Annotated in this window: 23 protein-coding genes; 4 read left to right on the top strand and 19 right to left on the bottom strand. The window is 42.8% G+C overall.

Annotated elements, in window-relative coordinates; translation table 11 throughout:
* The first annotated feature begins 45 nt into the window (after positions 1–45).
* Genes JFC08_RS00615 through JFC08_RS00605 form a run of 3 tightly spaced genes read left to right on the top strand, consistent with a single transcriptional unit; the run spans position 46 to position 1,775 of the window.
* The gene (locus JFC08_RS00615; RefSeq protein ID WP_198329319.1) at positions 46–747 is read left to right on the top strand and encodes a potassium channel family protein; all 702 of its coding nucleotides are present in this window, start codon (positions 46–48) and stop codon (positions 745–747) included.
* A gap of 42 nt (positions 748–789) precedes the next feature.
* Entirely contained in the window at positions 790–1,332 is a 543-nt protein-coding gene (locus tag JFC08_RS00610) for a DUF3124 domain-containing protein (protein ID WP_198329318.1), read from the top strand.
* Between the two features lie 29 nt (positions 1,333–1,361).
* Positions 1,362–1,775 carry a PaaI family thioesterase gene (locus tag JFC08_RS00605; RefSeq protein ID WP_198329317.1) on the top strand — a complete coding sequence of 138 codons (414 nt, stop codon included), beginning with the start codon at positions 1,362–1,364 and terminating at the stop codon, positions 1,773–1,775.
* 91 nt (positions 1,776–1,866) lie between these two features.
* Here the strand turns inward: JFC08_RS00605 and JFC08_RS00600 are convergent, their stop codons facing one another.
* The 7 genes from JFC08_RS00600 to JFC08_RS00570 all read right to left on the bottom strand — a co-directional run bounded on the left by JFC08_RS00600 (position 1,867) and on the right by JFC08_RS00570 (position 8,875).
* Positions 1,867–2,505: a YceI family protein gene (locus JFC08_RS00600; protein ID WP_198329316.1), complete on the bottom strand. Its 639-nt coding sequence runs from the start codon at positions 2,503–2,505 to the stop codon at positions 1,867–1,869.
* Between the two features lie 174 nt (positions 2,506–2,679).
* On the bottom strand, positions 2,680–3,471 hold the full coding sequence (locus JFC08_RS00595) for a PAP2 family lipid A phosphatase (protein ID WP_227697566.1): 792 nt from the start codon (positions 3,469–3,471) through the stop codon (positions 2,680–2,682).
* Positions 3,468–3,941: a diacylglycerol kinase gene (locus JFC08_RS00590; RefSeq protein ID WP_198329315.1), complete on the bottom strand. Its 474-nt coding sequence runs from the start codon at positions 3,939–3,941 to the stop codon at positions 3,468–3,470. Before JFC08_RS00590 ends, JFC08_RS00595 begins: the two co-directional genes overlap by 4 nt.
* Before the next feature lie 236 nt (positions 3,942–4,177).
* Positions 4,178–5,524: a sensor histidine kinase gene (locus tag JFC08_RS00585; RefSeq protein ID WP_198329314.1), complete on the bottom strand. Its 1,347-nt coding sequence runs from the start codon at positions 5,522–5,524 to the stop codon at positions 4,178–4,180.
* A gap of 72 nt (positions 5,525–5,596) precedes the next feature.
* Positions 5,597–6,283: a response regulator transcription factor gene (locus JFC08_RS00580; RefSeq protein WP_198329313.1), complete on the bottom strand. Its 687-nt coding sequence runs from the start codon at positions 6,281–6,283 to the stop codon at positions 5,597–5,599.
* 40 nt (positions 6,284–6,323) lie between these two features.
* On the bottom strand, positions 6,324–8,036 hold the full coding sequence (locus JFC08_RS00575) for a phosphoethanolamine transferase (RefSeq protein WP_198329312.1): 1,713 nt from the start codon (positions 8,034–8,036) through the stop codon (positions 6,324–6,326).
* Positions 8,037–8,434: 398 nt separating this feature from the next.
* Positions 8,435–8,875 (bottom strand): CopD family protein, encoded by a 441-nt coding sequence (locus JFC08_RS00570; RefSeq protein WP_198329311.1) that lies wholly within the window; start codon positions 8,873–8,875, stop codon positions 8,435–8,437.
* A gap of 63 nt (positions 8,876–8,938) precedes the next feature.
* Here JFC08_RS00570 and JFC08_RS00565 point away from each other — a divergent pair, with 63 nt between their 5' ends.
* Positions 8,939–9,418, top strand: a complete 480-nt coding sequence (locus tag JFC08_RS00565; RefSeq protein ID WP_198329310.1) for a hemerythrin domain-containing protein — start codon at positions 8,939–8,941, stop codon at positions 9,416–9,418.
* A gap of 24 nt (positions 9,419–9,442) precedes the next feature.
* On the opposite strand, the gene modA is transcribed toward JFC08_RS00565, so the two are convergent.
* From modA to narH, 12 genes are all read right to left on the bottom strand, one after another.
* Positions 9,443–10,288 (bottom strand): molybdate ABC transporter substrate-binding protein, encoded by an 846-nt coding sequence (gene modA, locus JFC08_RS00560; RefSeq protein WP_198329309.1) that lies wholly within the window; start codon positions 10,286–10,288, stop codon positions 9,443–9,445.
* 94 nt (positions 10,289–10,382) lie between these two features.
* A complete protein-coding gene (locus tag JFC08_RS00555) occupies positions 10,383–10,874 on the bottom strand; it encodes a molybdenum cofactor biosynthesis protein MoaE (RefSeq protein ID WP_198329308.1) in 492 nt (163 codons plus the stop codon).
* 59 nt (positions 10,875–10,933) lie between these two features.
* The gene (locus JFC08_RS00550) at positions 10,934–11,224 is read right to left on the bottom strand and encodes a MoaD/ThiS family protein (protein WP_060491602.1); all 291 of its coding nucleotides are present in this window, start codon (positions 11,222–11,224) and stop codon (positions 10,934–10,936) included.
* A 52-nt stretch (positions 11,225–11,276) separates the two neighbouring features.
* A complete protein-coding gene (gene moaC / locus JFC08_RS00545; RefSeq protein WP_198329307.1) occupies positions 11,277–11,810 on the bottom strand; it encodes a cyclic pyranopterin monophosphate synthase MoaC in 534 nt (177 codons plus the stop codon).
* A gap of 58 nt (positions 11,811–11,868) precedes the next feature.
* Entirely contained in the window at positions 11,869–12,636 is a 768-nt protein-coding gene (gene mobA, locus JFC08_RS00540; RefSeq protein WP_198329306.1) for a molybdenum cofactor guanylyltransferase, read from the bottom strand.
* A gap of 3 nt (positions 12,637–12,639) precedes the next feature.
* Entirely contained in the window at positions 12,640–13,170 is a 531-nt protein-coding gene (gene moaB / locus JFC08_RS00535) for a molybdenum cofactor biosynthesis protein B (protein ID WP_198329305.1), read from the bottom strand.
* A gap of 66 nt (positions 13,171–13,236) precedes the next feature.
* A complete protein-coding gene (gene moaA, locus JFC08_RS00530) occupies positions 13,237–14,352 on the bottom strand; it encodes a GTP 3',8-cyclase MoaA (protein WP_198329304.1) in 1,116 nt (371 codons plus the stop codon).
* A 334-nt stretch (positions 14,353–14,686) separates the two neighbouring features.
* Positions 14,687–15,982 carry a molybdopterin molybdotransferase MoeA gene (locus tag JFC08_RS00525; protein ID WP_198329303.1) on the bottom strand — a complete coding sequence of 432 codons (1,296 nt, stop codon included), beginning with the start codon at positions 15,980–15,982 and terminating at the stop codon, positions 14,687–14,689.
* A 125-nt stretch (positions 15,983–16,107) separates the two neighbouring features.
* Positions 16,108–17,007: a peptidylprolyl isomerase gene (locus tag JFC08_RS00520; protein ID WP_420825200.1), complete on the bottom strand. Its 900-nt coding sequence runs from the start codon at positions 17,005–17,007 to the stop codon at positions 16,108–16,110.
* Between the two features lie 314 nt (positions 17,008–17,321).
* Positions 17,322–18,047, bottom strand: a complete 726-nt coding sequence (narI, locus tag JFC08_RS00515) for a respiratory nitrate reductase subunit gamma (RefSeq protein WP_045447153.1) — start codon at positions 18,045–18,047, stop codon at positions 17,322–17,324.
* Positions 18,048–18,061: 14 nt separating this feature from the next.
* Positions 18,062–18,916, bottom strand: a complete 855-nt coding sequence (gene narJ / locus JFC08_RS00510; RefSeq protein ID WP_198329301.1) for a nitrate reductase molybdenum cofactor assembly chaperone — start codon at positions 18,914–18,916, stop codon at positions 18,062–18,064.
* 1 nt (position 18,917) lies between these two features.
* Positions 18,918–20,456, bottom strand: coding sequence for a nitrate reductase subunit beta (gene narH / locus JFC08_RS00505; protein WP_055125087.1), 1,539 nt, complete (start codon positions 20,454–20,456; stop codon positions 18,918–18,920).
* Between the last annotated feature and the right edge of the window lie 61 nt (positions 20,457–20,517).

Raw genomic sequence — 20,517 nt, 5'->3', positions numbered from 1 at the left:
AAACTATTTCATCATTAAGAAATATTGAACAAGGTTAATAAAGTTATGAGATATATCATCGTAGGATTAGGGAATTTTGGCTCATCGTTAGGTATGGCATTGACCAGTCAAGGTCATGAAGTGATTGCTATTGATAGCAGTATGCAAAAGGTCGAAGCGTATAAGGAAGTCATTTCTCATACCATCTGTATGGATGCGACAGATGAATATACGGTCATGGGCTTACCAATTATCGATACGGATATCGTCATCGTTGCCATCGGTGAAGACCAAGGTGCAAATGTCATGGCGACGGCACTATTTAAAACGCTAAAAGCCAAGCGTCTGATCAGTCGTAGTATCAATCCGCTGCACGAAAAAGTGCTGCAAGCCATCGGCGTTGATGATTTGATTCATCCCGAAAAAGAAGCCGCCAACCGCTGGGCGAAACGGCTGTCACTACGTTACTTCGTCGACTCGTTTGAGCTGAGCGATAACTTTAGTATCGTAGAGATTAGTATTCCAAGCGCCTTGATTGGTCAGACGGTTGATCACTTGCAGCTGGAGCAAAAGTTTAATATTCGATTGCTTAGTACCCTGCGCTATGAGTATTATGAGGACAGCTTCGGTCGTATGCAGCGTAAGCCTAGTATTAAAGGTATGGCGGCACCTGAGCAAGTATTGCAAGACAAAGACGTATTGATTATTTATGGTGCTAACAAGCATATCAATGAGTTTCTACGCAGTGTCGGTGTAAAAATTAAGTAACTATTTGCAATGGCTGTGACATAAAAAGGCAAGGGGGAGCTTATGAATAAGCGCAATATCTCTATATTACTAATCGCTACGATGGGGCTGTTGTCTGGCTGTGATCAGCCAACACAAAACCCAAATGTTTTATATTCAGAGAAGCACCAAGACCCCATTCAAGAACTTGAGATGACGACAGCTGTCGATCGAAGTCAGTTCGCCTATAAACAAACCTTTTATGTGCCGATTTATTCTGATATTTATACCGATAGAGACAATCGTAAAGTATTGCTATCAGCGACACTAAGCGTACGCAATACCACGCTAAAAAAATCGCTATATATCAATAAAATTGACTACTATGGCACTGATGGAACCTTTATTAAATCCTATTTAAACAAACCGATTGAGCTTCCAGCAATGGCTACGCTCAATTATATCGTCGAAAAAGAAGAGGATAAAGGCGGATCGGGTGCCAACTTTATCATTGAAGTCGAAGGGATAGACGAGACGGTCAAGCCCGTCATTGAGGCGGTGATGATCGGTAATTTTAGCAATAAAGGCTTTTCATTTAGTACAGAAGGCACACCAGTGGTGCATTGATCAAGGATAATGAAATCCAAGGAAGGAATATGTCTGCAACCAAAGAAGAGATTGTCGCCTTTATGGCGTTAGAGTTTCCGCAAACCAAATGCGTGATTGAAGCAGTCGGCGATAATGGCGCGACGTTAGCGCATAATATTGGTACGGATGAATTGCGTCCCGGTGGTACGGTCTCCGGACCAGTATTGATGAGCATTGCTGATGTGGCTATCTATGTGGCGATACTTGGCAAGATTGGCATCGTACCATTAACGGTAACGACGAGTTTGACTATTAATTTCTTGCGTAAACCCTCAGCAGAGGCACGTATTATCGCTGAATGCACGTTGATGAAAGTCGGGCGCACGCTTATCGTAGGCGAGGTTTCTCTTTACTCAGAAGGTTCTCGCGACATGGTGGCTCACGTAGTTGGTACGTATTCCGTACCGCCTCAGCACGTTTAGCTATTTTTAGCCCATTTTTAAAATGAGGATAGGCTCTAAAAAAGCAGTGCTATAAAAATTAATGTCATAAAATTAACGCTGATAAGGACTGCTACTGTTTGGTTGCCTCGACCTGAATGTTTAAGTGAAGGTTTTTAGTGACGCCAAACCACGCATATTTATCGATATTCCATTTGGTGCGATCAATCATCGCCGTAAAATCCCCACCACAAATATCTTTTTTGAGCGCAGGGTGTAGATAACAGTCAAACTTAGTCGCTGTTAAGCTAATAGGGTGGGTTTCGCCATGCAGCGTTAGATGACCTTCTACTTTTGTGACCATTGGGCGTGATTTGTCTTGGCTAAAATACCATTTGTTAGAATCAAAACGTGCCAACGGAAAGCGTTGCATATCAAAGAAGCTAGGGCCTGTCAAAGTCTGGTTAAATGCTTTATTTCCCGTATTTAGAGAGCTGATCGGAATGACTAAGGAGATATTGCCAGTTTTTAAACTTGAGTCATATTGCAGTTGACCTTGGACATTATAAAAGCCGCCCGCAGTGGCAGGGGATTGGAAGCGTTCAATGGCAAAGCGCACATGGGTGCCAGCAGGATTGATGGTATAACTGGCGGCATGGCTGCTATGTGCAGCGCTTATTATTAATAATGGCAGTGCCGATGTCAATGTCAATGTCAATGTCAGTAAAGGGTAGATATTTGATTTTTTTAGAATAAAAGATAGGATGCTCATAGCTACATTCCTTTGCGGGCTATTGATAAATAAAGAACGTCGTCGACGAGCGCAATCCATGCTGTTACTCAATATTAAGTCAGTCAGCAATAACTATTTATACATTATTTATCAAATGCTTAGTAGCTTTATTTTCATAAGGGTATCATTGTTAATTTGGCTATTATTCAACAGTTAAGATTGGGTTTTCGACGATTTTTGAAAGCTTGCCGTATCAGATTTTTTGCCATTAGCATTGATACTGTTGGCTTTATTCGCTGCTGGGTATTTAAAAAATAGCGTTGCAAGTGCGCAGGTTATGGTCAATGACAGTAGCATCGATACTAATGTATGACTAAAAAAGTGATCACCAAATAGCATCTTATACAGTCCCATCGTCCATCCTATGACCGTGACTATTTCAAATATTCTATAGCGATACTGATGCAGAGTGGGTAAAAAGGCCAAGCCATACAGAGAAAATCCTGCACTGGCATGAGCCGCTGGGAAGCACTTAGCAGGCGTGTTAGCGACTATGTTTTGCCAAATATTTAGATAAGGCAAGTCGCCACCAAATAGTATTAAATGATTGGGGCAACTGACATGAGTCACACCTTTGAGTAGCGCAATCATACTGGGAACGGCAATTAAAACAAGCAGTAGATAACTTATTTCACGCGTGGATAAAGGCGTGAGCAGTTTATCGTACTTAGCATTTTTTATTACCAGATTGATATCTGAATCCTGTTTATGTCTCAGAATTAGAACGGCTATGAGATAAATGCCAAGTAAGATGAGTAGCAATTTAGGCAAGTCATAAAAAATAAAGGCAAAAGGTTGTGTGCCTTTTTCTAGTAGCCAGTGTCCATTAGTGTAAAAAAGCTCACTAATATGAATGTCTAATTGGCTGTGCTCAAACAACAGTGTCGCTATGATGGTCAAGCATAGGAGTTTAAGCCAGACTCCATTGGCTGAATATGTTTTCAAAATACAACACTCAATAATGCCATCATCCACAAGATAAATAGCAGTATTAATGCCAGAAATTGCGCCGCAGAGCCAACATCTTTGGCTATCTTTGCGAGTGGATGCTTGACGGTCGATGTGTGATCGACACTGGCTTCGATTCCAGTGTTAATGAGTTCGACGATTAATGATACAAAAGAAGCGACGACCAGAAGCATTTTGACGCTGATAGTGAAAGGGCACAATATAATAGCCATCAATAATATGAGATTGAGCCAAAATACTTGTCGAAAAGCCGCCTCAAATTTGTAAGCTGCTTTGAAGCCGTCCAGAGAGTAACCAGCGGCTTTTATAATACGGTAAAATCCTGTTTTACCCTTGGCATCACTGGCATAGCTATGAGGTAGCAGTTGTTTTTTGCCTGTTATTGGGCTTAAACCCCCACCACTCGTCGACTGGTTTTCAAGATTAATAGGATTTGCTTTATTCATGTCAAATGCTTCACAGTCTATTAATATCAAGGTATGCGATAAATTTTAATCATTCAATCATTCAATCATTCAATCATTCAATCATTCAATCATTCAATCATTTAACTATTTAACTATTTAACTATTTAACTATGTAATCGTGGAAAAAATAAATGGACAAAATAAATCAGCAGATATTAAGTATAAGCGGGCAGGCATTAAGAAAACGTTAAGCTTTTTTTAAATAGAGATCTGCTCTAATGATAATTGATGATAAAAGTACTGCCACCTAACGGATTGACTTGATGGGTAAGCTGCCAGCCCATATGTGTCATGATGCGCTGTACAATACTGAGCCCCAAGCCTGTGCCTTCTACTGGATAATGGGCGTCAGCTGCCAATGACGATTCTGTATCCAATGAGATGTCTTTATACTGCTGCTCTAGACGTTCAAATCTCTCATATAGCAGCTGCATCATCACCTCAGGAATACCTAGACCAGTATCAGTGACGGTGATTTTTTCAGCATCGATAGTGATGATGACCTCACCCTCATCGGTGTACTGAAACGCATTTTTTATCAAATTACCCAGTGCCATTTTTAGCAGTTCAGGTCGTACGTGTGCGACATACAGCTGTTCTGCGACTATTTTACAAGTGACTGACTTATGGCGAAGCAAGTAATTTAAGCGCTGTACTTCATTTAACGCGATGTCATTGATAGACGTTGGCGGTGCATCCAGTTTTTCAGGAGCACGAGACAGCAATAATAAGGCGCTGATAATCTCCGAGGTTTCTTTGGCGGTCGTACTGATACGAGTGGCAAATGCGCTCAAGTGAGGGTCGTTTTCTAGTTGTGAGGACAATACCTCTGATGCCCCCATGATAATCGTCAAAGGCGTGCGCAGCTCGTGACTGACATCACCAGTAAATAGCTGCTCGCGTTTGAGGTACTGCTCAAGTTTGTGGTTTTTTTCATCGATTGCGCGTGCTAACACGCCAACCTCGGAGGGCAGATGCGTCAATTCCGTCAAGTTGCGATGATCTGTTTCTACGGCTTGCTTTAAGTCTAATAAAGGTTTAATGATTTGCTTGGAGGACAGCGATGAAAATATCGCTGCAATCAATAAGCTCAAAATGACCGCTATTTTTAGGGCGTTGGCAAATATGTCTTCTAAATGCTCAAATATGGCTAAAACAGGGTAATTCCCCATCACCATTTCAGTATTTTCTAAGTAGGTTAAAATGTAGTTTTCTTTGTCTTTTTTATAGTTAAAAAAATGTAACTCTGTTGTCGATTGACCATTTTTAGTGGTGACAGTGACGGGCATTTCTTGTACGGTTTGGGTGGTCAGTTTTTGCAGATTGCTCGGTGCGTTATCGAAGCGATAAATTTTAATACCCGGTTCAGCGCTATAAATAGGCTGATCGCCTTCTTTTTCTTGGCTAAGCTCTAACTGTTGCAATAAGCGAGCTTTGACCAGCTGTTGCTCCATTCTGACTTCGGCATACATGAAAATACTGACGAAAGTGGCACACAGTAATAGGGCAAATAACAAGTAGGAGAGTCGAAACTTATTGGCGATGGAGTCGATATTAAACATGGTATTTACTTCGTTGTGAAAGACGATATGAAAGACGTTGAGAGTCAAATAAGGACATCAGACGATGGTTTTTTAGGCTTTATCTGGATCGATAATCTGGTAACCGACACCGGGCAACGTGACTATCATGATTTTATCGAACGGCTTATCTACCTGCGCACGGACCCCATGCATGTGAGTGCGCAGTGCATCACTGCTTGGTATGTCTTCGCCCCATACCTTTTCTTCCAGCTCGGTTTTGCTAACCACGCGCGGCGCCGCACTCATCAAGGTATGTAGTATTTTGAAGCCTGTTGGTGTGAGTTTTAGCGACTTGCCTTCACGTGTAATCGTATGCTCACTATGGTTTAAAGACAACGTGCCAACAGTTAAACTATGCTCAAAATGATCATCTTTATGTCGGCGTATGAGAGCCTTAATACGAGATTCTAATTCCACCAATGAGAAAGGCTTAACCAGATAATCGTCAGCGCCACTATCGAATCCTGCCACTTTATCTAAAATCGTATCGCGAGCGGTCAGCATCAATACTGGCGTTTTGTCATGCCGCTCTTCCCTGAGCTTTTTGCACAGTTTAGTGCCGTCCATACCCGGCAGCATGACATCTAACAAAATGACGTCATATCGATTATTTGATGCGAGCGTTAAGCCACTAATGCCATTATGGGCATTGTCTAGCTCAAAGCCTTTCGGCTCAAAAAAAGCATAAATATTGGCGACGATATCGGGATTGTCTTCAATGATGAGTATCTTGTACATGAGTATTATTACCTAAAAAGGCGGAGCGATGATAAAGAATTCAATTAGCCACTTTAAAAAAGGTGGGTGCTGCTTTGGTTTCGTCAGTGGTGATACCAAAAAACTGAAGCAAGGTTGGCGTAATAAAATCATGTGATACGGGCTGATCAATCATGTTAGCTAGGCTAGTCTTAGCAATAGTGCTGCTATCAATGCCGTTGCCATTCGGTGACCAAATAATCACTGGCACGTGCTTTTGAGCATTTGGCGCAATAGCGTATGGCAGACCATGCAAGTAAATATTGTTTTCGCCCAAACTTTCTCCATGATCACTAATATATACCATCACCACCTCATAATCTTGCTCATAAGGTTTTAAGATGTCGATCACGCTATTTAAAAAATAATCTGTATAACGAATGGCATTGTCATAACCATTGATAACCGATTGGTTGTCGCATTTTGATAGCTCATTGGTCATACAGACGGGCTGATATTCTGCAAAATCTTTAGGGTAACGCTTAAAATAAGCGGGTCCATGATTGCCCATTTGATGCAGCAAAATAAGTGTGTCTTTAGGTGTCTCTTTCTGTGAGCTGCCTGACTTAACCAGTTTATCAAAACCATCAAGCATGCCTATGTCTCGACACTCAATATCACAATCTGGATTGAGCGCGGCTGTTTTATAATCCTCAAAAGTTACGCGGTCAGCCACCCCTTTGGCGCTAGAGTTATTGTCTCGCCAAACGACCTTGACGCCTTGCTTGTGTAGTGTATCGAGCACGTTTTCATTATAGCTAGCGCTATCAGGGTCATAATTTTCTCTATTGGCGTAGCTAAACATGCAAGGTACTGAATAGGCGGTGGATGTGCCGCATGACGAGGCGTCTTTAAAGCTGTAAATGTCTGATTGTTTTGAAAGCAAAGGCGTGGTGTTGCGCTCATAACCGTTTAAGCCAATATGGTCAGCGCGGACGGTTTCTCCTACTACAAATACCATCAACTTAGGTTTTACAGCGCTGTTGCTAGTGTTAAAAGAAATGCTGCGTTTTGCATCTGTGGCATGGGGGATTAGCGTATCGGGACGACGGCGCTCAGCGATATAATCAGTACCCAGTTTGATAACAGAATAAACAGGGGTAATAGGATTGACATAACTACGGACTATTTTGTGCTGGCGAAAAAAGCTGGCGTATTGGTCACCAAATGGCACTAGACACACCGCTACCAATACGATAGGTAATAATAGGGTGACTGATTTTTGAAGGGTTGCTTGTTGCCAAGACAATCGCTTTAGACGAATGTTACCAATCATAAAAGCAGGCACTATACCTAATAAAAACAGGCGAATAAATAGACTGGGTGCCATTAATCCCATAGCTTCTGCTTGATCGGTTTGTAAGCCGTTAATGAGCATATCACGATTAAATATCGTCCCGTAGGCGTCGGTAAAGTAACCACAGATAGCTGCAATCAGCACCATTATGATAAGCACTACTTTTGCTGTTGAGCGATAACACAGCAGTGACAACACCAACCATATCAGCCCAAATAATAAGCCTATGATGGAAAAAATAAAGCCCGCGTTTGTGCTAAATGGATAAACGCTGAGTACTTGCTCAAAAAAGCCAATATTCGCCGACGCTACTAAATACAGAGCAACGACTATGATCAGATGATTGAGATTAATCTCGCGATTATAGAGCTTGCTTAGGGAGCGGCTTTTTTTATTAGCATTGGGCGCATTGATTTTGGCGGCTTGAGATATTGACATACAAGTACTTCTCAACAGGATGGTAAGGAGTGTAATGCCTTACAGTAACAAGTACGCTGTTAAGAAGATGTTAAGGTGGTTGAATTCAATAAGATATTAGGACATATTAGGGTCTGTTGAACATTCACAAATAGGCACTGCTGATTGATCAAATCGTTTCAGACAAGGCGCAAATTGAAGATAATGCTCGTGCCTTAGCTAGACTTGCAACACAGTATGAAGCGATTTTAACATCAGCTCAAAGAGACAGGACTCTTTTTTGCCGCTTCGTCATTAAAAACATCCGCTTAGAACGACTAAACTAGATATTTTTAATCTAAAATCGACTAAAAAATAGTCACTGTCAGTGCCGTGGTCGAATGTTCAACAGACCCTAATAACCTAAACGATGACACATCCTAATTTAAACCTGTGCGAAAGAGCGTGCCAACGACAACAAAGGCGACAGAAAACAAAGTGACCAATATGATATTGATTGAAAATCCTTGCAGGGTGTGAATAGACAATCTGGGTATTCGATAGAAACGAGCGTGCAAGGCAACCAGAACAGTCATTAGTAATAATAGTAATTTGAGAGTAATAAGAATACTAAAATCATTATCAAGTTTAAACCATGCAGCAATGTTGGGTAATAGCTGGTAGGCCATCCAAAGTCCAGTGATTATTTGCAGCACCAAAGCTGGCATCCCAACCCTTTCAAACAGCTGCTCAAATTGCATCAGGCCATCAATATTTCGGGATGATAGCGCTTTTGGTAAGACCACCAAGGTCAAAATCAGATGACCACCTGTCCAGACAGTAGCGCCTAACAAGTGTAGTATGAGTATATAGTTAAGCATAGATAACAATCCTTAAATGCCACTGACATAGGGCTTTATGTCGATTAACTGAGGTACTTAATCATGAAACGCGTCGCACAGTTACAACCATTATCTCGTCAACATCATCTAGGTCTGAATCTATCTCGCCATGCTAAAGAGTGTGCTGATGAACCTAACGCAATTGCCGAGCATTGGCTAAATATCACGTCTTATATTAACGAGATGCAACAGCATTTTCAGATTGAAGACAATCTAATGGCTCATGCCTTACAGCCTCATAGCAGCTCCAAACCTGAGGTGGCATCGGTACTAAATACACTTGATGCGCAGCACAAGTCCCTGCATGCACTCATGGCAGAGGTTCAAGATTTGCCGCACTCTCAAAGCAATCACGTCACCGTTGGACAAGTCAAAAAACTCGCCACCTTGCTATATGATCATATTCGTTTTGAAGAACGAGAATTGTTTCCTATCGTTGAGCGCTATCTGACAACAGAAGAATTAGAGGCTATTTATGATGCCAGTCCAGACAGTATTAAACGCTCCGATGAGAACCGCTAGAGCGCATTTTTTATCAAAGTTGTCTTACTCTATAGCAAGATAACCTGCGTCAGAAAAATACTGTTGTCCAGCAGACGAGCGCAGATAGTTTGAAAAATCGGTCGCGGCAGTAGTGTCACTAATCACCAACCCGTCTTGCAAAATAGGAGGATAAGCGTCTGGCGCTAACGTATAGAACTGCTCAGGCGTGGCTTTAATCGCTGTCAGTTGTGATTGAGCGACAAAGCCATAATCGACATTACCAGTGTGCGCATATTGAAACGCTTGCCCTATATTTTCAGCTTGAATAATGCGACTTTGCTCAGTGAGCGTGTCAAAGATATTTTGCGTTTGTAGATAGGCTTGTGCCGACTTGCCATAAGGGGCGAGTTCTGGATTGGCAATGGTGATTTTGCTATCAGACTCAGACATCAATAATGCATTTAAAGTAGTAGGGTTGAGTCCTTTAAGAGACTTGTTAACACTATAAAGTGCCAGCTGACCTTGGGTATAAGTAAAGGGCTCGTGGGTTGCTTCGTCAGCAGATTTTGCGTTATCTAGTTTTTCTGTGGCAAGCTTGGCAGGAAATTCTTGATTGGCGGATAAAAATATATCGTAAGGTGCGCCAGAGGTAATCTGCGCATATAACTTACCTGAAGAGGCATAAGTCACGTCAATCGCTTGTGCAGGCAAGTTCTTATCCATTTTATAACCCGCAATAATTTCAGGCAATACATCTGATAAGTTGGCAGCCGCTGCGATGCGCAGTGTTTGACTTTGCTCAGTGGCATTGTTGGCGTCCGATTGAACAAGCTCAGCGGTTTGCTCTTTGCTACAAGCGGTTAGCGTTAATGCTAAGCAAGCTGATGATATCGTTATTATTTTAATCATTATTATGAAGCCTTCTTATTATTGCTCGCCAGTGTCGCTCACTGTTATTGCTAAAGGTTAGCTATCGCTTTAAGTAGTCATTTGAAGCGCATTATTACCCATTATTACTAAGCCATTTAGATGAATCGTCTTGGTAATATTCTTGCTTCCAAACTGGAATGTCGGCTTTAATCGTATCCAATATCCAGCGACAAGCATCAAAGGCAGGATAGCGATGGGCGGAAACCACGCCAACCCAAATAGCGACATCACCAATCTCTAATGCACCGATACGATGGATGGCAATGGCATGGGTAATCTCAAAGCGCTTTTTGGCTTCTTCAATAATGGCGCGACCTTGATTAATGGCAAGATCTTCGTAGCCATAATAGGTCAAACGATTGACGCTACTGGCATTATTGTGATTGCGTACCCGTCCTTCAAAGCAGACAAACGCGCCGCAACTGTCATTATCAAGGGTGCTTTTAAGACGAGTTTCATCAATATCGGTATCTAACAGCGCAAAACCATCACGTTCAGCGATGAGGTATGCCTCATCAATGGTACGTTTAATGCTCATCGATTGACCGTGTACATTGTCTGTCATAACCATTTTCTCTTATTGTTTTTAAGATTCTTAGTGATACAAATGATATTTAAATGGTTTTAACCACCAGCCACTGGGGTGATAAAAACCACACTATCACCCTCATAAATCTCATCTGTCCACTTGGCAAAATAGTCATTGACCGCCACGCGTAGCTCCGACTGCGGACGACTAAAGCGATGCTTTTGGCTCAGCTGTTCATACAGCTCGGTCAATGAAGTCGACTGGGGCACAGTGACTGTTTCTTCATGACAATTGGCTTCATCAGCTAAGCTAGCGAAATATAAGACGTTAATATTCATCGTGGTGTCTAGCTTAGAATTTGTATTGCTTTCTATTAAAGTGCTCATAGCAATCTCCCTTATTTATAAACTGCTTAACTTTATAGTTTTCAAATTACTTTCAGGTATGTTGATAGTCGGACTTACCGCCCGTTTTTTTCATCAAATGAATATTATTAATCACAATGTCATGCGAGATGGCTTTGGTCATGTCATAAATGGTCAAGCAAGCGACACTGACGGCGGTTAATGCTTCCATTTCTACCCCAGTTTTATGAGTAACTTTAACCGTGGCGGTCACGGCAATGCTATGGTTTGCATCATCGTATGCAAAGCTTAAGCTGATTTTATCTAAGGGCAGAGGATGGCAAAGTGGAATCAAGTCGTGGGTACGTTTGGCTGCCATGATACCGGCAATATGAGCAGTCTGAGTGATGCTGCCTTTTTTTGTCATGCCGTCAGCGGCTTTGATTTGCATATAAATGTCTGTAGGAAAAACCACTTGTCCGCTTGCATGTGCTTCTCTGGTGGTGGGCGTTTTGCCACTCACATCGACCATGGTGATATCACCGTCGCTGTCTAAATGGGAGAGACCAGATTGGTTTCTTGGCTGCTTGCTTGGTGGATTACTGTTTTTTTGACTATCGCTATTCATTTTTATTTCTCTTAAATGGTCAGTTTTTCTGAAAGCTAGTTTCTCTCAATAAACCTTTTTATAAGTCGTTTAAAGCTAAATAGGCATGCTCAAAATCTTTAGGCGTATTAAAATTGGTTAAATACTGCCAGTCTTTTGCAAAAGGGACAGGCTGCACAAGCGGCTGAATAAACTTCATCACTTGCCGCTGTCCAGCGTCAATATACTGCTTTAACTCAGGCTCAATACTTAAACGATATAAACCTAACAAGGGGTATAGGTGATGTTCATCGGTTAGGCAGATGACAGATTTACCATCAGCTTGCGTAATATAAGGTTGCAGTTTTTGCCATAAATCGGTGACAGGAATCAAGCTATCACAGCTAATAACCAGCAGCCAAGAGGATTGTATGTCTGGCATTTCGGTTAGTTCAGGCGCATTTGCTAATATCTTCAATGACTGCAACGCTGACTCAATCGCTACCAACGCGCCACCTGTTTCAATCGGCTTATCATCATTGCTTGACAGAATCTTGTTAGAAAGACTGTTAGCAGATAGATAATCCCTAATATGAAAAATTGATGACTTCGAACTCTTAATCAAATTTGGATTGATACTAAATCCACGCCCATTATCCGCAATCATAATAGGTAAGTTACTTGTCAATGCAGCACTCAATTCAAGCGCTTGTCTAACATGATAATCAACTAAACGCTCACCTGTCGGGAGTATCAACTCAGCTTTTGGCGTTCCCATACGTTTGGACGCGCCGCCTGCCAAAATCACAATACCTACTAAATGATTGCATTTATCTATCTTTATTAAGCTATCCGCAACTTCAAGCATGAATTAATCGTGACCTGGATTGGTGCGCATAAAGTGTGGGACAAAATTACAGGGGCGTGTGCGGCTATCAAGCTGCTCTTGTAAGATACCTTCCCAAGCAGTGCGGCAAGCGCCTGATGAGCCGGGTAAGCAAAAAATGCCCGTGCCATTTGCCATGCCAGCCACAGCGCGAGATTGGATGGTAGACATGCCGATATCGTCTTTTGAGATTAAGCGAAACATCTCACCAAAACCATCGACCGATTTATCAAACAATACGCCAACCGCCTCTGGCATGCTGTCTCTAATATAAAAGCCAGTACCGCCAGTGGTGATAATAGCGTGCACATCTGGGTCGGCAATCCAACCGCTGATGACGGCTCTGATTTTATAAATATCATCAATAATCAGCTGACGATCAGCCAGCTGATGACCTGCTGTGGTCAGTTGGTCAACCAAATACTGCCCTGAGGTATCTTCTGCAAGAGTACGACTATCAGAAACCGTTAAGATGGAGATATTAAGCGGGGTAAAGGGTGCTTGCAGCTTACTCATGAATAATCCTTAATAAATACGCTTGTTATGGAAATAGAAGTTTTTATTATTGGTAAATTATTGATTTTATCCACCAATCATCGACAAATTATTCATCATGCCGCTGTTTGATTCGTGAAGATGATGATGTTCAGGTTTGATTGGCATAAAGCTATGGAGGGTATTAACAAGTCCTGCGACATCGTCTTGCTCTAGGTGCTGACGAATATCGTAATTACCTTGATCAAACAAGCACAAATGCACCTTGCCTTGACTACTGACCCGCAAGCGATTGCAGCTATCACAAAAATGCGCAGCATAAGGGGCAATCATGCCAATACGCCCTTGATAATCTGGATGGCTGTATTCTATCGCTGGTCCATCGTTGCTGCCACGTATATGAGTTTGCCAGCCATTTTTTAATAAGTAATTGGTAATAATATCGGACTGTGCATGCTGCGCAAAAAATAAATCGCTATTATCACTGGTCTGCATAAATTCAATAAAGCGATAAGTGACCGCTCTATCTTTGATATATTCGATGGCATTCATCAAATTTTCAAAGGCGGTTTCTGCCATTAAAATACTGTTTATTTTTAGCTTGATATCTGTGGTTGCAAGCAAAGTATCCATATCAGCCAAGAGCTGCGGCAACATATCAAAGCCAGTCATTTTATGGAAGGTTGCGGCATCAAAGCTGTCCATACTGATATTAAGCTGATTCAGTCCAGCCGCTTGCCAGCTGGCTAAGTGCTTACCAAGTTTATAACCATTACTGGTCATGGCAACCGTTTCAATGCCTTTGGTGTTTTTGATGGTTTTAATAATCTCTACCACATCACGGCGTATAGAGGGTTCACCGCCAGTAATTCTGACTTTTTTAGTGCCAACTTGGGCAAAGCCGCGGATTAACGTGGCAATTTCGCTGACACTGAGCTCGTTTTGTGGTGGTTTGCCTTGATAGCCATCTGGCAGGCAATATTCACAGCGAAAATTACAGAAATCAGTAATCGATAGACGCAAATAGGTGAGACGTCGTGCGAAACCATCGGTTAATGGTTGAGAGAGCGTGACCGGAAAATACGTCGACGTGCTAGCAGCTTTTGTCGCAACGTTCGATGATGAGTCACCATCAAAAATAACGGGTGCAGCGGCAGGCGAATACAATTGCGCATTACCTAGGGTAGGGGCAAGATGGTTCATAGATGATTACCATTAATATTAAGTATAGTGTGTACTTTTAGGCGTTGCCTCAGGTTGTGAGTGGGAAGTTCTATTTAAACACGATTATGACAGCTTGCTAGCAAATAACCATTCACCGTAAGTGACCCAAAAACTACCACTAAAGTAGTAGATGCTACTTGGTTATGATTTTTAAAATCAAGATACGCCCCAAGCAGTTTCTCATGATTCATGGCTAATCAACAGTATAAAGAATGATTAACTGTGTAACGCTTTATACCATTGATTAGCCATGCGGCTTTTTAGCTATACCGTTATTAATGACTCAATTATTTAGCTGTTGTTTAGCGATTATTTAGCAATGTAACCAAGGGAAAGGTTGCACTTTTACGGTTTCACCAGCGGCTACATTGCCAGAATCTTGTGCTAGTACAATAAAGCAATTGGCATGGCTTAGTTGTTTGATACGGTGTGATTGTTGCTTAGTAAAGCTTTCAACTTGGAAATCACCAAGTTCGTTTTGGGACAATATGCCTCTTTGAAAATCCATCCGTCCCGCTGATTTTTTGACATCATTTTTAAGCGTTGCAGTGAGACTTAACTGCATAGGTCGCTCTTGTGGCGCAGCGCCTGCCATTTGCCACAAGGCTGGGATCACAAATTGTAGACTACCAACGATGGTCGATAGCGGATTGCCGGGTAAGCCAAAATATAGTACGGGCTTGGCAAGATCTTTAGTTAGCTCGCCAAAGACAAATGGCTTACCGGGCTTCATCGCAACTTTATAGTGATTAATTTGCCCAAGCTGCCCAATGACAGTGGTTAAAAAATCATAGTCGCCAACCGATACACCAGCGGTAGAGATAAGGACGTCGCACTCTTGCATGGCTTGGGTTACGGCGGTGGTGGTTTTATCTAAGTCATCAGGGATAATGCCATAATCACGAATAGTGATGGGCAAATCAGCGAGTAAGCTTTTTAGGGTAGGCGTGTTCGAGTTATAGATTTGCGCCAAGGTGGTCAGCTCATTACCAATCACAACCAGCTCATCACCGGTTGCGAGCACACCAACGATTAAAGGCTGATATACCGTCACTTGACCAAAGCCCAAATTAGCCAATAAGCTAATATCAGCAGGATTTAGGCGTTTACCCTTTAATAAAACCGCTTCACCAGCTTCAATCTCTTCGCCTTGTTTACGGATATTGTCATCATGCTTAGCGTCTTGACTGAGGGTAATAGCATAAAGCTGCGATTTATCAATGCTGCATTTTATGGCGGCAAAGTTGGTGTTTTCTTGCATGATGACCGTATCACAGCTATCAGGAACGACCGCACCGGTAAAGATACGCACCCCTTGTCCTGCTGAAATGTCGCCACTATAAGGACTGCCCGCTTGTGATTCACCCACGATATCAATCGTGCTATCTGCTGAGAGTATGCTGTCTTTAGCGATCGCATAACCATCCATCGCCGATAGATTTTGTCTTGGTATGGCAAAAGGCGAGACAATATCTTCTGCCAATATATGATGACGGCTGTCTAATAAATCGTAGCTTGCGACCGCTCTTTTATGTAGCGGACAGTCGTTAGTATTATAAGCTTCTATGCGCTGCTGTATTTCAGAGATTAGCTCTGCAACCGTAATCATAAACGTCTACTCATTTTATTAATATTGAACTGTGTTATTGATATTGAACGACACATAGCATAAAAAGGGTGTTGTATCACAAGAACCTTTATAACATAAGAATTAAGTGACCGACAGCGGACTGCTTAGCCGCGGAAGATATTCTCTTGCTCAAGCGTCATCTCGATACCTTCGATATCCGCCTCATTCGCTAAGGTAAACAAATAATCGCATAATGCTTGGTGAAAGGCTTGCTGGCTCAATTTATTATGGATTGCAGGGCTGACTTGCTCGTAAGTCATCTGAATACCAGGTTGTTTATTGAGCACCTCAACGATGTGAAAACCGTAACGGCTTTCGATAGGACTTGGCGCAAGTCCTTTATCTAGCTTAAACAATACACCTTCAAATTCTGGTACGGTTTGTCCTTTGCTAATAACCCCCAATTCGCCGCCTTGCTCTTTTGAAGGGCAAGCCGAATGCTGGCGTGCCAATTGGATAAACTCGGCATCAGGATTGGCGTTATTTTTGATTTGTTCGATAAACTCGTACGCGGTCTTTTTAAGCTTTAAGCGCTCATCGCCATCTTCAGGCGGGCATGCCAATAAAACATGGCGTACCGTCATGATGGGATCGGTCTTAAAGTCCGTAATATTCTGGCTATAATAGCGCTCACAGGTTGCCATATCTGGCATCGTTGCTTGAACGTTTTTGTCTATTAAAGTAGAGATAGCTTGCTCTTCGTCGTTTTCCCATGCTGCTTCACCAAGGCTTGGCTCATCTAAAACCGCCAATCTCAGTAATTCGCGCACAACCAGTGCTTGCGTCGCTAAAAAGACGGCGTCTTCTTTGTTTTCTGCTGGATGATATTGCAGCTCTTGGGCGATATTGGTTCTATCTATCATCACCCCATTGACCGTCACTGAAGGCAGCTCATCACGGCTAGAGGCAATCAGGTTTTTATGGTTACTGCGCTCTTCTGCCATTGCTTTTTCGATGAACTCTTGGTCAGAATGCGGTTTTTGCAAATCAGACAAGGTTGGCATTACTCTAAGAATATCATCACCGCGACCAGTAGGAGTGTGATCGGCATGACTGTGACTGTGACTGTGACTGTGACTGTGATTGTCATTATCATGGCTGTGATGTTTACCACTGTGCACATGAGCGTTTTGGTTGGTCGCATGGTCGGCTGGATTGTAGGTACTGACAGTCATGGCTTTGCTCCACTAAGGATTCTGGTAATAGAAATTCTAAAATATAGCGCGTGTTGATTCATCGTCAAAGGTAGGGTAAAGAGCAATATCTAGGTGAGGATAGGGTTAAAAATGCCATTCCATTTAGATACGGCTCTATAGCCTTACTGAGAGTTCTTTTGTCTGACAATTTGATAGCGACGGCCGAAATACCAAATTGGTGCGCTAATGATATGAATAAGCCGTGTAAACGGAAATATCGCAATCAGGGTGATGCCGAGCGCCATATGCAGCTGATAAATTAAGTCAGTTTGCTCAATGCGCGCCGCTGCCTGCAAAGGTCTTAAGATTGTGATGTCCTGTGCCCAGCCTGCCAAATTCATCATGGTATAGCCATCTAAATGTTTCACTGACGTAAAGATGGACAGCAGACCTAAGTTCAGCTGGATAAATAACAGCACCAGTACCAGCTTGTCTGAGAACGATGAGGTGTTTGAGATACGGTCATCAGTAAAGCGTCGCCACATGAGCATGACCAAGCCAAACCAGCAAAACACCCCTGCGATACCCCCAACGACCACCGCTAAGATCTGCTTATGTCCGGCGCTGATAAAGCGGTCATAGAGAAAATGCGGCGTCAACATGCCAAATAAATGACCCAGCAAGACCACGATAATGCCAACGTGGAATAAGTTGCTGGCAAGGCGCATGTTTTTGCTTCTGAGCATTTGCGTCGAGCCTGTCTTCCATGAATACTGAGATAAATCAAAACGTACCCAAGTACCAATAATAGCGATGGTCAATGCCACATACGGATAAACGCCAAAAAGGAAAATTTGTAGCCAGTTTAGGTTGGCTAAAGACTGCACACTAGGATCTGCGATATTCATGTCCTTTCTCCTTATTATGATTTAACCGGCTGGTTGGTTTTAAAATCTACCCAGTGCACTGGAGCATCGACTGCATTTGTAGCAGAGGCATTTTTTATACCAGCTTTTGCTGCAAGATTTTGTGTACTTGTTTGTGACGGGCAGCGCTCTTCTTGTTGCGCATCTAAAAACGTCACCACTTCTTCTTCCCATTCTTTGTCTAATGCCTCAAAGCTGTCATCACGCTTTTCTTTGCTGATTTTTTCTTGGTACTCTTCAACGATATCGAGCGGTTTACCAGCGATTTGCAATAGCGCATTAAAGCAGCCTTTATACAAGCTACCGCGACCTTCTAATCTGGCGGCAAGCAAAGCGAGGATATGGCTAACATCAGCGATATCCATACGAATTTGAATGTCGTCTTCGATAATGGTTGCTTGATACGCTAAAAATTCAAGATACAAAGGCAGATAATCAGGCAGCTCTTTAACGCTAATCTCAAAGCCCGCTTCTTGATACTGACCCATCAAATCGACCATCGCTTGACCACGGTCGCGCGACTCGCCATGTACATGCTCAAACAACCATAGTGATAAAGAACGCCCGCGCTCAAACAAACCGTCATAACGCGCTTGCGCCTCAAGAGAGCCGGTATCGATTAAATCTTCAATCAAGTCGATGATTTGCGTCCGTACTTCTGGGCTAATCAGTGTTGATTTGGCGACAATTTCGGTGCAATCGGCAAGCGTATCGCCGAGAAACAGCTCATTGCTTGGATAATCGATAAGTAGACTGAGTACCTTGAGTAGCTTCAAATCCGAGTTGCCGATGGTTGGTTGGGTAATTGGCTCATGCACTGAACTGCTGTTATTAAGTTGAGTAGTTTGCATTTTATGACTCCCACTTTTGGACAGTATCGATGAAATCGCGGCGATTGGTTTTGCGTTGTCCAAACATGCTATTGTCCGAATGTCCTGAACAGCCTTCGCCAAAGGTGAATCCGCAACCATTACGCTCAGCGAATGCATCACTCAATGCTTCTTCACGATGCGCCGTTGGAATCACAAAGCGATCTTCGTAGTTGGCGATAGCCAAGTAGCGGTACATCTCTTCCACTTGCAGCTTGGTCAAACCCACATCATCCAAGATACTTTGGACTTCTTGTTTTTCAACCAATTGCATACGCTTGTAGCTACGCATAGCCAGTAGGCGCTTCAATGCTAGACGTACTGGCTCTTCATCGCCTGCGGTAAGCATGTTTGCTAAATAGCGCAGTGGAATACGTAAACTGTCGACATCTGGAATCAAACCATCCATACCGACTTTGCCTGCTTCAGCAGCATTTTGAATCGGTGATAATGGCGGTACATACCAAACCATCGGCAGCGTGCGGTATTCAGGATGTAGCGGTAGCGCAAGCTTCCAATCCATCGCTAGCTTATAAACTGGTGAGCGCTGGGCTGAATCAATGACCGATTGCGGTACACCGTCTTTTAATGCTTGGGCGATAACCGCAGGGTCATTTGGATCTAAAAATACGTCTAGCTGTGCTTGATAAAGGTCTTGCTCGTTAGGTGTGCTTGCTGCTTCAGCGATTTTGTCAGCATCATAAAGCAAGACGCCCAAGTAGCGGATACGACCAACACAGGTTTCTGAACAAACGGTCGGCAAGCCGGCTTCAATACGGGGATAACAGAAGATGCATTTTTCAGATTTCCCCGACTTCCAGTTGTAGTAAATCTTTTTATACGGGCAGCCTGAGATACACATGCGCCAGCCGCGACATTTTTCTTGGTCAATCAAGACAATGCCGTCTTCTTCACGCTTATAGATCGCGCCACTTGGGCATGATGCGACGCAAGTTGGATTCAAGCAATGCTCGCACAGACGTGGCAAATACATCATAAAGGTGTTTTCGTACTCGCCATAAATCTCCGCTTGAATGTTGTCAAAGTTCTTATCTTTGCGACGTTTTTCAAACTCTGAGCCGAGGATTTCTTCCCAGTTAGGACCCCATTCAATCTTTTGCATACGCTTGCCAGTGATGGCTGAGCGCGGGCGGGCGATAGGTTGATGATTACTGATAGGCGCGGTATGCAGATGCTGATAATCGAAATCAAACGGTTCGTAATAATCATCAATCTCTGGCAGGTCAGGGTTGGCAAAGATATTGGCCAATACTCTAAATTTACCGCCGATACGCGGATTGATGGTGCCATTGGCATTGCGTATCCAACCGCCTTTCCATTTGGTTTGGTTTTCCCATTCTTTGGGATAACCGATACCGGGTTTTGATTCAACGTTGTTAAACCACGCATACTCCATACCTTCACGGCTGGTCCAGACGTTTTTACAGGTGACTGAGCAGGTGTGACAACCGATACATTTATCAAGGTTAAGCACCATGCCGACTTGCGAACGAATTTTCATGGATCTGTGCTCCAAATAATAGTAAAAAAGCAGCTTTATGTTCTTCATAGATATCCTGAAA

The sequence above is a fragment of the Psychrobacter cibarius genome (genome assembly GCF_016107535.1).
GTDB lineage: Bacteria > Pseudomonadota > Gammaproteobacteria > Pseudomonadales > Moraxellaceae > Psychrobacter > Psychrobacter cibarius.
Note: the sequence above shows the minus strand (reverse complement) of the source record. Positions and strands in the feature narration are given on the sequence as shown.

Excerpts from the sequence above, each read along its gene's own strand:
- narJ (WP_198329301.1), bottom strand. The coding sequence starts at position 18,916 with ATGCAAACTACTCAACTTAATAACAGCAGTTCAGTGCATGAGCCAATT.
- JFC08_RS00600 (WP_198329316.1), bottom strand. The coding sequence starts at position 2,505 with ATGAGCATCCTATCTTTTATTCTAAAAAAATCAAATATCTACCCTTTA.
- JFC08_RS00610 (WP_198329318.1), top strand. The coding sequence starts at position 790 with ATGAATAAGCGCAATATCTCTATATTACTAATCGCTACGATGGGGCTG.
- mobA (WP_198329306.1), bottom strand. The coding sequence starts at position 12,636 with ATGCTTGAAGTTGCGGATAGCTTAATAAAGATAGATAAATGCAATCAT.
- JFC08_RS00525 (WP_198329303.1), bottom strand. The coding sequence starts at position 15,982 with ATGATTACGGTTGCAGAGCTAATCTCTGAAATACAGCAGCGCATAGAA.
- JFC08_RS00580 (WP_198329313.1), bottom strand. The coding sequence starts at position 6,283 with ATGTACAAGATACTCATCATTGAAGACAATCCCGATATCGTCGCCAAT.
- narH (WP_055125087.1), bottom strand. The coding sequence starts at position 20,456 with ATGAAAATTCGTTCGCAAGTCGGCATGGTGCTTAACCTTGATAAATGT.
- moaB (WP_198329305.1), bottom strand. The coding sequence starts at position 13,170 with ATGAGTAAGCTGCAAGCACCCTTTACCCCGCTTAATATCTCCATCTTA.
- modA (WP_198329309.1), bottom strand. The coding sequence starts at position 10,288 with ATGATTAAAATAATAACGATATCATCAGCTTGCTTAGCATTAACGCTA.
- JFC08_RS00585 (WP_198329314.1), bottom strand. The coding sequence starts at position 5,524 with ATGTTTAATATCGACTCCATCGCCAATAAGTTTCGACTCTCCTACTTG.
- JFC08_RS00520 (WP_420825200.1), bottom strand. The coding sequence starts at position 17,007 with ATGCCAACCTTGTCTGATTTGCAAAAACCGCATTCTGACCAAGAGTTC.
- JFC08_RS00550 (WP_060491602.1), bottom strand. The coding sequence starts at position 11,224 with ATGAGCACTTTAATAGAAAGCAATACAAATTCTAAGCTAGACACCACG.
- JFC08_RS00570 (WP_198329311.1), bottom strand. The coding sequence starts at position 8,875 with ATGCTTAACTATATACTCATACTACACTTGTTAGGCGCTACTGTCTGG.
- narI (WP_045447153.1), bottom strand. The coding sequence starts at position 18,047 with ATGAATATCGCAGATCCTAGTGTGCAGTCTTTAGCCAACCTAAACTGG.
- JFC08_RS00555 (WP_198329308.1), bottom strand. The coding sequence starts at position 10,874 with ATGACAGACAATGTACACGGTCAATCGATGAGCATTAAACGTACCATT.
- JFC08_RS00565 (WP_198329310.1), top strand. The coding sequence starts at position 8,939 with ATGAAACGCGTCGCACAGTTACAACCATTATCTCGTCAACATCATCTA.
- moaC (WP_198329307.1), bottom strand. The coding sequence starts at position 11,810 with ATGAATAGCGATAGTCAAAAAAACAGTAATCCACCAAGCAAGCAGCCA.
- JFC08_RS00575 (WP_198329312.1), bottom strand. The coding sequence starts at position 8,036 with ATGTCAATATCTCAAGCCGCCAAAATCAATGCGCCCAATGCTAATAAA.
- JFC08_RS00615 (WP_198329319.1), top strand. The coding sequence starts at position 46 with ATGAGATATATCATCGTAGGATTAGGGAATTTTGGCTCATCGTTAGGT.
- JFC08_RS00605 (WP_198329317.1), top strand. The coding sequence starts at position 1,362 with ATGTCTGCAACCAAAGAAGAGATTGTCGCCTTTATGGCGTTAGAGTTT.
- moaA (WP_198329304.1), bottom strand. The coding sequence starts at position 14,352 with ATGAACCATCTTGCCCCTACCCTAGGTAATGCGCAATTGTATTCGCCT.
- JFC08_RS00590 (WP_198329315.1), bottom strand. The coding sequence starts at position 3,941 with ATGAATAAAGCAAATCCTATTAATCTTGAAAACCAGTCGACGAGTGGT.